9 protein-coding genes are annotated in these 10,646 nt (G+C 69.9%); 1 reads left to right on the top strand and 8 read right to left on the bottom strand.

Annotated elements, in window-relative coordinates; genetic code table 11:
* The 5 genes from KUTG_RS04860 to KUTG_RS04880 form a co-directional block, all read right to left on the bottom strand.
* Positions 1 to 1,134: protein-arginine deiminase family protein (locus KUTG_RS04860; protein WP_198047016.1), on the bottom strand; the 1,134-nt coding region annotated here is incomplete at its 3' end.
* Positions 1,135 to 1,186: 52 nt separating this feature from the next.
* Entirely contained in the window at positions 1,187 to 1,573 is a 387-nt protein-coding gene (locus tag KUTG_RS04865; RefSeq protein WP_043715200.1) for a cupin domain-containing protein, read from the bottom strand.
* Positions 1,574 to 1,578: 5 nt separating this feature from the next.
* A complete protein-coding gene (locus KUTG_RS04870; RefSeq protein ID WP_198047017.1) occupies positions 1,579 to 2,253 on the bottom strand; it encodes a hypothetical protein in 675 nt (224 codons plus the stop codon).
* A complete protein-coding gene (gene pdxA, locus KUTG_RS04875) occupies positions 2,250 to 3,200 on the bottom strand; it encodes a 4-hydroxythreonine-4-phosphate dehydrogenase PdxA (protein WP_043715202.1) in 951 nt (316 codons plus the stop codon). Before pdxA ends, KUTG_RS04870 begins: the two co-directional genes overlap by 4 nt.
* Complete coding sequence (locus KUTG_RS04880) at positions 3,197 to 4,336, bottom strand: four-carbon acid sugar kinase family protein (protein ID WP_043715205.1); 1,140 nt, start codon at positions 4,334 to 4,336, stop codon at positions 3,197 to 3,199. Before KUTG_RS04880 ends, pdxA begins: the two co-directional genes overlap by 4 nt.
* Positions 4,337 to 4,420: 84 nt before the next feature.
* On the opposite strand from KUTG_RS04880, the gene KUTG_RS04885 reads away from it, so the two are divergent.
* Entirely contained in the window at positions 4,421 to 5,851 is a 1,431-nt protein-coding gene (locus KUTG_RS04885; RefSeq protein WP_052393978.1) for an aminotransferase-like domain-containing protein, read from the top strand.
* Here KUTG_RS04885 and KUTG_RS55980 read toward each other — a convergent pair.
* From KUTG_RS55980 to KUTG_RS52915, 3 genes are all read right to left on the bottom strand, one after another.
* Positions 5,802 to 6,083, bottom strand: coding sequence for an Imm1 family immunity protein (locus tag KUTG_RS55980; protein ID WP_198047018.1), 282 nt, complete (start codon positions 6,081 to 6,083; stop codon positions 5,802 to 5,804). The genes KUTG_RS04885 and KUTG_RS55980 overlap by 50 nt on opposite strands.
* A gap of 349 nt (positions 6,084 to 6,432) precedes the next feature.
* Positions 6,433 to 7,977: an ABC transporter substrate-binding protein gene (locus KUTG_RS04890; protein ID WP_043715207.1), complete on the bottom strand. Its 1,545-nt coding sequence runs from the start codon at positions 7,975 to 7,977 to the stop codon at positions 6,433 to 6,435.
* On the bottom strand, positions 7,974 to 10,646 hold a 2,673-nt coding region (locus KUTG_RS52915; protein ID WP_232240667.1), incomplete at its 5' end, for an EAL domain-containing protein. The genes KUTG_RS52915 and KUTG_RS04890, both read right to left, overlap by 4 nt.

Below are 10,646 nucleotides of genomic sequence, written 5' to 3' on the forward strand. Positions count from 1 at the left end.
CTGGACGAACTCGTCGACGTGGCCGACGTTGAGCCAGGTCGAGTCCAGCACCAGCGGATCCTGCACGCCCTGCGAACGTAGCAGGGTCATGATCTCGGGGGCGGGCTGGCCGCCGACGATGATCTGCCCGCGCGGGTGGCCGGGCGTGGGCGGGATGGTCTCGAGGTTGCCGAGGGAGTTGTAGCCCTCCTTCTCGTTGGGATTGAAGGCGTGCTCGACGTGGAGCGCGGCCACGTCCGGCCCGGCGAGCTGGGTCCACGCGGCGCGAGAGCTGTCCCGGTGCGCGGAGTCCACGGAGGTGAGCAGCACTCGCATGCCGTGGCCGTCACGGGTCTCGTACATCGGTTCGAGAACGTCCTGCATCCATTTGTCGTCACCGAGGTCGACCTTGCGCAACCCGGGCACGGCGTCGGCGAGGGTCTTGTCGAAGTCGGGGGCGTTCTTGCCACGGTCGGCAGCGAACACCTGCTCGACCGGCTGCGTGTCGTTCTGGGTGATCAGCGGCGCTTCCTTCAGTGTCACGGAGGCGTTGCCGAAGCGGACCGTCACCCGGCCGTCCCACACCGCGGAGTCACGGATGACGTCCGTGCCCTCCAGGCCCAGTTCGACGCCGTGTCGCAGTTCGGCGGCGTCGAGCTTCGTGCCCGGGCGCAGGATTTCCCAGTTGGCGCGCTTGATGAACACGTGCGTGTGGGCCGGGATCACCACCTCACCTCCGGTCGACGACCACAGGTGCAGCTTGGTCAGGTCCAGCTCGTCGCGGGGACCGTTGACCACCTCGTCGGCGGCGTCGTTGCAGGCGGCGAGGTCCCGGTCGGTCTGGTACTGCTCGATCCGGTGCTGGCGTTGCAGCTCCTGGAACTGCTGCTCGGCCCCGGTCGGATCGGTCTTGGCGAGCTCCTCCAACTCCTTCCGACGCTGGTAGAACGCCTGGTCCTGGGCTTGCTCGCGGGGCGCGGCGTCGGCCACGATCTGCTTGGCGCGGGCCTGGCACACGCCGGCGTCGTCGTCGATGTTGGCCAGGAACGAGGTCGAGTCGGCGACCAGCACCACGCCGTCGGCCAGCGCGGCCGGCGCCAGGCCGATCACGCCCGCCGCGACGGTGGCAAGTACTAGCAGTGCACGGGCTTTCATGGCCCGTCACTGTCACAGAGAGATGTCAGGAACCTGTGGTGAACTCGTTTCCTTACAGGTCGAGGTCGACGGGGGCGGTGAGCTCGCCGCCCGTGTCGCCGGTGTTGACAACGCCTGTTGCCTCGAACAGGGCGACCGTGGCGCCTTCGGGGGCGTGCGGGCAGTGGAAGACGCCGCGCGGGATCACGTAGAGATCGCCCTCGGTCAGCTCCACCGACCGCTCGCCGTCGTCTTCCCGCAGCTCGATGACGAGGCGGCCGCTCAGGCACAGGAACGCCTCGTCGGTGTCGGAGTGGTTGTGCCACACGAAGTCGCCGTCGAAGCGGGCGACCTTCACCAGCACGTCGTTCACGCGGCCGGCGACCCTCGGACTCCAGGCCTCGGCCAGTCCGGCCGCCCCCTTGGGCAGGTTCACCGGTTCGGTGCGGTGCTTGTTCATGTGCCTCACGCTTTCTGTGTTGCCGCGAGCACGGCGACCAGCAGACCCTCGATCGTCCTGTGTGGAGTGTCTATGCGGAAGGTTCCGTCGAGGATCGCCGTGCCGACGGTGAATCCCCAGACTCTCGCCTTCCGCAGACGGTCGATCCGTTCGACACGGTCGACACTTCCCGCGGCCAACACGGGGATGTCGACCGCTTTGACGACTTCGGCGGCCAGCGCGGGGGCGTCGCCGGCGAAGCGGTAGGCCAGCAGGTCGAGGCCGTGCACGCCGGGCGTCGCGGCGATTTCCTCGGCGCTGGCCACAATCTCGGCGGCGTCACCGGTGAGCACGCTGGGGTGGCCCTCGACTCGGCCGGGGAACGGCCAGTACTCGATCCCCGTGCCGTCGAGGATCTTGATACCGTCGGCGACGCGCGTGCCGCCGAGGACCACGTCCACGCCGAGGTCGAGGGCCGCCTCGATGCTGCTGGTTTCACCATCGACGCTGACGACCTCCAGATAGGACCGCGCGCCGAGGTCGTGAATACGCCGGGCCAGTGTCTTTAGCTCCACAAAGGACAGTCCGATGTCCTTGAAACCGATGTGGCGCAGTCCGATCGGTTCTATGCGTTCGAGAATCCCGTGCGCGTCGGCGACCGTTCGGTCGTCGCGGGTCAGCATGAACACGAACTCGGTCACCGAATCCCCTTGGCCCGCACGAAATCGATGGCGCTGCCGATCGCGTAGCGGAGGCTGCCGGCCGCGGCTCGGCCCGTGCCGGCGATGTCGAAGGCCGTGCCGTGATCGACGCTCGTGCGCACGAACGGCAGGCCCAGGGTGACGTTCACGCCGTCCTCGATGCCGAGCAGCTTGACCGGGATCAGGCCCTGGTCGTGGTACTGGGCGACGACGATGTCGAACTCGCCGCGCCGGGCCCGCATGAACACCGTGTCCGGCGGGTGCGGCCCGGTGGCCCCGATGCCGGCCTTGACCGCCGCCTCGACCGCCGGCCGGATGGCGTGCGTCTCCTCGTCACCGAACAGACCCCCTTCGCCGGCATGAGGATTCACACCGGCAACGGCGATCCGTGGCTGCTCGATCCCGATCGCGCGCATCTCGTCGTGGGCGAGCTCGATGATGCCCAGCACCCGTTCGGTCGTGATCTCCGTGAGCGCCTTGGCCAGCGGCACATGCGTGGTGACCAGCACCGTCCGCAGCTGGTCGTTGGCCAGCATCATGGCGTGCCGGGGCGTTTCGGTGAGGGCCGCCAGCATCGAGGTGTGATCGGCGAACTCGGCTCCGGCCGCATGCCAGGCTTCCTTCTGGATGGGCGCGGTGACGATGCCGTCGACCTCGCTGCTCAGCGCCATCTTGATCGCCGCTTCGACGTACCCGTAGGAGGCTCTCCCCGCCTCGGCCGAGACCTGCCCGAACGGCAGGTGGTCGGTCGGCTCCCCCGTCTGTCGGATCTTCAGTCCACTCGCGTCGACACCGGTGATCCGGGCCGCTCGACGGAGCCGTGCGACGTCGCCGAGGACGATGATTTCGGCTCTGTCCTTGGGAAAGTCGGCGAGGGCGCCCACCGTGATCTCCGGACCGATGCCGGACGGGTCGCCCATGGTGACGGCCAGCCGTGGGAGGGTCATCGTGTGCTCCTGGTCAGTGCGTCGGCGGCGGTGATGAGCATGTCCGGGCCGCCGAAGCCGCCCGCCTTCGTGATCACGGGATGACCGGGGCCGATCAGTGTGCCGACCATGATCCCCGGCGCCACCGTGCCGGCCGCGCGGATCCCGTTGCTGCGCAGGGCCACCGCCAGCTCCCTTGCCGTGTCCCCACCACTGAGCACGAACCCCGTGCCGGGCACCGCTTTCACGCAGTGGACACCGATGGCCGCGAGTGTTCGGAGATGCCGTTCCGTCGTCGGGACCTCCGGCGTCGCCACCGCCACCGTCGTAGCCGTCTTCAACGTTTCGACCACCTGTTGCGGTTCCGGCGCCGTCAGCACCGGCACTCCGCTGTCGGCCAGCTCGGCCAGTTGTTCTCGGGTGGTCGGATGCAGGCTTCCCACCAGCACCAACGCTTTCCTCGCTGTCGGCAGCTCCCTTCGGACCGATCCCTTGGAGTGCAGCGCCTCCCACAATCCCGGGCTGCCGCACAGCACGATCTCCTTCAGGTGGCCTTCGACCGCCTTGGCGACCAGAGCCAGGTCGTCCTCCGTGGCGGCGTCCACCACCACCGCCCCGTGCCCCTCCAGTGCCGCCGCAACCCGGTCCGGTGTGACCAGCGTCGTCAGAATTCCCTTTCGCGCCAGCGGTTCCAGCACCGACGAGGCGGTCACCGGCCGTACCGGGTCCTTACCCGCCGGCCCTCGGTGCACCGGAACTCCGTCGGCCCACTGATGCCCGTTCACCGTCTTGCGGTCGTAGGCCGGGCACGCAGGCGCCACGACCGCCAACCTCCTTCCCGCCGCCTCCATCACTGCCGCCAGCTCCGCCGCCCAGTTGCCCCTGAGCGAGCTGTCCATCGTCTTGTAGACGCCCAGGCCGGGTTCTCCCAGCCACTTCATCGCCCGCTCATGCCGCGCCGCCGCCTCCCGTTCCGACAACCGGCGACTGTCCAGATCCAGGCACAGCCAGCCGTCTCCTGCGTCCAGCCCCGGCGACACCTCTCGACCCACATCCAGCAGAACCGATGCTTGGCGGCCGGTGTCCGCCAAGTGGCCCGCCGCCTCCGCTGCACTGGTCAGGTCGTCGGCCAGCACGACGAACCGTGTGCTCTCCACGCCGTCCAGTGTGGTCCGAGCGGATTAGGGTGGGACAGAGCCACTCACTCGACAGCTGCCACGACCACTCACTCGGAGGCTGGCATGGATCGGCGAACTCCGGGCAGTGACCAGGCTCAGCGAGGGCAGGTCAGGGCCGAACAAGGGCTCATCTCCATCGCAGCTGCCGGTATAGCGCTTCCCCTCCCTCGGACCGGCAAGCGCACCGACGCCCTGGTCGAGCTGCTGGCGAGGGCGATCACGGAGGGGCGTCTAGGGCCGGGGGCCAGGCTGCCGTCTTCGCGGGCGCTGGCGGAGGCGGCGGGGGTGTCGAGGAACGTGGTGCTCGGGGTGTACAGCGTGCTGGCCGAGAGGGGGCTGGTCGGCGGCCGGCATGGGAGCGGGAGCTACGTGCGCGGGGAGCAGAGGGCGGGGCGAGCGAGACCGGTGCCTGAGGCGGCACCGTGGCTGACGACGCCAAGGCCGTCGACAACGGATGTTGTCGCGGGTCTGGACCTGCGGCTGAGGGCCAGGCCGGCGGCAATGTTGCCGGCGGCGGCGTGGCGGAGGGCCTGGCAGGCGGCGGCGAAGAGGCGGCTGCCGAGTGGGTACGGCGACCCGGCGGGCGACCGGAGGCTGAGGGCGGCGCTGACGGACTTTCTCGCGACCAGTCGAGACCTGCCGGCGGCGACAACGGATGTTGTCGTCACCGGCGGTGCGGCCGAGGCGCTGGGACTGTTGTTAAGGGCGGTCGTCCGACCCGGGGATCGGGTCGCGGTGGAAGAGCCGGGCTATCCCGCCTTCAACCGAATGGTTCGCGACCGGGACGCCACGGTGGTGCCGATCCCCGTCGACAGCGACGGCATCTCGGTTTCGGCGCTGGAAGCAGTCAATCCGAGGCTGGTCCTCGTGACCCCAGCCTGCCAGTTCCCCACGACGGCCACGCTGACCCCCGACCGTCGACAACATCTGTTGTCTTGGGCACGGGACCGGGGCGCTCTGGTCGTCGAAGACGACTACGCCGGTGAATTCACCGATCACCGTCCACTTGCGACACTGGACGAGCACGGAGTCGTCGCCTACGTGGGAACCCTGTCCCGGCTGCTGGCCCCGTCGCTGCGTATCGGGTACCTCGTCGCTGCCCGCCCGCTGGCCGCCGAGGTCGCTCGCCTGCGCGGTGAGACCGACTCCTACCTCAGCCTGCCCATCCAGTTCGCCCTCGCCGACCTGCTCACCACCGGCGAGCTCACCCGTCACCTCCGCCGCGCCCGTCGACTCGTCGCCGAGCAGCGCGCCGTGCTGCCCAACGCCTCGGGCCTGCACGTCCTCCTCCGTATGCCCGAGGCAACCGCTGATACCCTGCTGGGCCAAGGCATTCTCGTCGACCGGCTCTCCGCCTTCTACGACGGACCGCCGACAGCCGAGGGCCTCCTGCTCGACTTCGCCGGCCTCGCCCCGAACACCCTGCGCCGGATCCTCGACGCCGTCAGTCGGAAATCAGGCGGAAAGCCGGATACTCCGACATGTCCGGCGTGAGCCACACCGGCAGCTCGCGCACCTCCCACCCCCACGGCTGCCACTGCACACACGTCGGCTGAGCGCCCGTCACAATGTGCTCGGTCAGCGCCTTCTTCGCCTCCTCGGCTGGCAGATACGCCGACCTCGGGTAGTAGACGAGCGGATCATCTGCCCCATCGCGTGGCAACAGCGGCGCGTCGGCGAAGGGCTTCGGGTTCAGACTGCGCTCCGCCGTTCCCGTCCACGACAACGCCCGACATGCCCCATCACCTGGGTGTCCATCGTCAGTCCTTCTCACCACGTCCCGCGATCACGAGAGCAGTGGCGACAACCGGGCGGCGCGGTCGACGCAGCCGGCAACGGCGCCGAGTGCCGACAGGACCTCGCCCACGTTCGCCATCGCGCCGCCCCCCAAATGCCGCGGTCCCGAGCTACGGCAACTCGTGGGAGACGGTGAGGTCCGAGCCGCTGGGGTGGGCCCGGATCTTCCAGGGCTCAGCGCTGAAGCCGGACTGGGCCCGAACGGGGCAAAGAGCCGGAGAGAAGGCGGCAATGGGCCTTGCCGCCGTTCTCGCCTGACGACGGAAGGAACGCGGGGCTCAGACGAAGGAGACGGTGCGGAACTGGAAGGAGGACAGGGGGAGGCCGCGGTCGGGGATGAAGCCGGTGACCTTGCTGCTGAAGGCGTCGATCTGGTTCTTGAAGCCCCACACCAGGTAGCCGCCGCGGTCGTACTCGATCTGCTGGGCGTCCTGCAGGAGGCGGGCGCGGCGGGAGGGGTCGAGCTCGGCGCGTGCGCTGGAGATGACGGAGTCGAAGGCGGGGTCGTTCCAGTGGCATTCGTTGTAGGGGGCGTTGGGCAGGGAGCCCTGGGCGACCTGGGGCAGGTAGTTGCGGGTGTACCAGTAGTCCTGGGCGAAGGTCCAGCCCAGGTACTGCTTGCCGTAGAACACACCGCTGTCGACGGGGCGCACCCGGACGGAGATGCCGGCGGAGTGGGCCTGCTGGGCGAACAGGAGGGCGGCGTTGACGGCGGAGGTGTCGACGGCGGTGGAGGTGTAGAGCTCCAGCTGGAGACCGGACTGCCCGGCGCTGCGCAACAACGAGCGGGCCTGGTCGAGATCTTGCTGCCGCTGGGGCAACTGCTTGGCGTAGGCGACGTCGTAGGGCGCGTACAGGTCGTTGCCGATCCGGCCCTGGCCGTTGAGGGCCTGGCTGACGAGCTGCTCGCGGTCGGCGACGAGCCGCAGGGCCTGGCGCACACGGGGATCGGTGAACGGCGGGGTGTCGACCCGCATGGTGAAGGGCGTCCAGTTGCCGGTCTCGGACACCAACACGTTGTGCCCGGCGGCTTTCACGGTGGCGATGCGCTCGGGCGGCAGGTTGTCGACGGCGTCGACGTCGCCGCCGAGCAACGCCTCCAGCTGGGGCTCGGCGCCGGGCAGGTCGACGATCACCAGCTCGTCGACGTACGGCTGGTCACCGCGCCAGTAGCCGGTGAAGCGCGGGAAGGAGCTGCGGTCCCCCGGCGTGAAGGAGCCGAAGCGGAACGGGCCGGTGCCGACGGGCTTGGCGACGTCGAAGCCGACCGGCACGATCCCGTTGTAGTACTGGGCGAGCTCGTCCTGGAACTGCGCATACGGCTGGGTCAAAGGGATCCGCAGGGTGCGGGCGTCCAGCTTGCGCAGGCCGGCGAAGTCGATGATGCTCAGGGCCGCGGCGCCGTTGCCCTTCACGTCGACGATGCGCCGGAAGGTGAACATGACGTCGTCGACGTCGAAACGCTTGCCGTTGTGGAACTCCACGCCGTCACGCAACCGCAGCGTCCACGTGCTGCCGTGGTTGGAGGGCTCCATCGACTCGGCCAGCACGGGCTGGAGGTTGTAGGCGGCGTCGTGCACGAACAGCGGCTCATACAGGTTGGACACCCGCGCCTGGTCGGTGTAGGTGGGCGGGTGGTGCGGGTCGAGCCCGTCGGCGGCGCTGCCGCCGGCGATGCCGACGCGCAGCACGCCGCCGTGCTTGCTGGGCCCGAGCGCCGCGGCGCTGACGGCCCGGCTGTCCTGGTCGGTGGAGCAGGCGGCGGTCGCGCCGAGGCCGAGCAGGGCGCCGGCGCGCAGGAAGTTCCGGCGGGAAACCGTCACGAGACCCCGGCCAGCAGGGCCCGCAGCACGGCGATCTCCCCGGGCGGCCCGGGCTTGGGCCGCCCGAGCAGGTAGCCCTGGGCCTGGTCGCAGCCCAGCGCCCGCAGCATCTCGAACTGCGCGGGCTCCTCGACGCCCTCGGCGATGGTGGTGAGACCGAGGGCCTGCCCCAGCCGGATCACCGCGGTCACGATCTCCCGGTCGGACGGGTCGGTCACCAGCCCGGCCACGAAGGACCGGTCGATCTTGACGAAGCTGACCGGCAGCCGCTTGAGGTAGGTCAGCGACGAATAGCCGGTGCCGAAGTCGTCGATGCCAAGGCCCACACCGAGTTCACGGATCCGCTCCAGCTGCCGCAGCGTGGCCGCGTCGGCCTCCATCAGCACGGTCTCGGTCAGCTCCAGCGTGAGCCCGGACGGCTCCAAACCGCTCTCCGCCAACGCATGCTCGATGGTGGCGGCGAGATCGGGCCGGGTGGCCTGCCGGGCCGACAGGTTGACCGCGGTCCGCAGTCCGGCCGGCGCCGCCCCGCTCGAACGCCACGACATGAGCTTGCGGCAGGCCTGCTCCAGCACGGACGTCCCGATCGGCACGATCAGGCCGCTGTCCTCGGCGACCTGGATGAAGGTGTCCGGCGCGAGCAGGCCACGGTCGGGATCGTCCAGGCGCACCAACGACTCCACGGCCACGGTGTCGCCGGTGACCATGTCGACCACGGGCTGGAAGTGCAGCACGAAGCGGTCGTCGCGCAGGCCCTGCCGCAGCGCCGAGGCGATGGCGATGCGGTCGACGGCCCGCTCCTGCAGCCCGGCGTCGAAGATCTCGCACCGGTTCTTGCCGCGGGTCTTGGCCCCGTACATGGCGGCGTCGGCCTCGCGCAGCAGGTCCTCGGGGGCCGGGTTGTGGCCGTTGGCCAAGGCGATGCCGACACTGGCCGTGACCACGACCTCGTAGCTGTCGACCACGACCGGCTCGGACAGCACGCCGGCCAGCCGCTCGGAGATCTCCACGACGTTCTGCTCGCTGGCCAGGTCCTGGCACAGCACCACGAACTCGTCGCCGCCGAGCCGGGCGACGGTGTCCAGCGGGCGGATGTGCTCCTGCAGCCGGCGGCCGACCTCGGTCAGCACCTCGTCGCCGACGTCGTGCCCGAGGCTGTCGTTGACGTCCTTGAAGCCGTCGAGGTCGATGAACAGCACGGCGGTCAGCTCGGGATGCCGGTCGGCGCGGGCCAGCACCTGCCGCAGGCGGTCCATCAGCAGCGTCCGGTTGGGCAGGCCGGTGAGCGGATCGTGCAAGGCCTGGCGGACCAGCCGGGCCTCGGCCTCGCGCCGCTCGGTGACGTCCTCGACCTGCGTGACGAAGTAGGGGGAAGCGCCGTTCTCGGAGTGGATGGTGCACACGGTGACCTGGGCCCACACGGTCCGGCCGTCGGACCGCAGGTAGCGCTTCTCCAGGCGGTGCGGCGCGGTGTAGCCGTCCTTGGCCACCTCCACCGTGGCCAGGCTGGCCGAGACGTCGTCGGGATGGGTGACGTCGGCGACGCGCAGCGCGAGCAGCTCCCCCTCGGGCCGCGCCAGCATCTCGCACAGCGCCCGGTTGACCTGCGTGAAGCGACCGTCCAGGTCGACCAGGCACATGCCGATGGAGGCGTAGTCGAAGGCCTTCTGGAACCGCTCCTTGGCCTCGCTCAGGCCGGCCTCGGCGGCCCGCTGGGCGGTGACGTCGATGCCGGTGGCGATCACGTGCGTGACGGCGCCAGACTCGTCGACCAGCGCGGTGTTGGACCAGGCGATGCGCCGTTGCTCGCCGGACCGGGTGAGCCACGGGCACTCGAAGTTGTGCGGGAACCGCGTGGCCTGGAGGTCGTCGAACTGACCTTTGATGCAGGGCTGGTCCTCGGGCAGCAGGAACAGCTCCCAGACCAGCTGCCCGAGGACGTCCTCGGCGGCGTAGTCGGTGGTGATCTCGCAGGCCCGGTTGAAGCGGACGATGCGGCCGTCCTTGTCGATCACCAGCACGAGGCTGCCGGCGACCTCCAGCACGGCGTCGACGAAGTCCCGCTCCGAGCGCAGCGTCCGCTCGGCCCGCTGCTGGTTCTCCACCAGCTCCTGGAGCTGTTCGGCCATGCCGTTGAAGGCGGTGGCCATCACGCCGACCTCGTCACGGCTGCGGACCCGCGCCCGGCCGGTCAGGTCGCCGCCGGCCAGCGAAGCGGCGACGCGGGACACGGTGCCGACGTCCGTGGTGATGCGGCGGGACTGCCACACGACCAGGAGCACCGTCACCGCCAACACCGCGAGCACGGCGGCCAGGGCCAGCTGGCGGCTCATGGAGTCCGTGTCGATGCGGGCCTGGAGGATCGCGCCTTCACGTTGGGTCAACGCCGCCGTCAGCGCGGACACCCCGCCGACCGCCTTCTCCACGGCGTGGCTGAGGATCGGCCGGTCCAGGCGGATCTGGGACGCCTGCACGAAGTCCTGCGTGATCATCTGGCACAGGTTGGCCACGTTCAGGTACGTCGTGGTCAGCAGCGGGCCGAGGTCGTTCTGCACCGCCCGGGTGTCCGCGCTGCCGCCGCCGTCCTGGAAGGTCGTGAACAGGTCTTCCTGGAGTCCGTCGGCGTCGGCGGTCAGAGTGGACACCGTCGCGTCGGACGCCGGTGCGAT

It is taken from the genome of Kutzneria sp. 744, from assembly GCF_000568255.1.
Taxonomy (GTDB): Bacteria; Actinomycetota; Actinomycetes; order Mycobacteriales; family Pseudonocardiaceae; genus Kutzneria.

Bases quoted from the DNA above. Each gene is read 5' to 3' on its own strand.
- KUTG_RS04885 (WP_052393978.1), top strand. From the start codon at position 4,421: ATGGATCGGCGAACTCCGGGCAGTGACCAGGCTCAGCGAGGGCAGGTC.
- pdxA (WP_043715202.1), bottom strand. From the start codon at position 3,200: ATGACCCTCCCACGGCTGGCCGTCACCATGGGCGACCCGTCCGGCATC.
- KUTG_RS04865 (WP_043715200.1), bottom strand. From the start codon at position 1,573: ATGAACAAGCACCGCACCGAACCGGTGAACCTGCCCAAGGGGGCGGCC.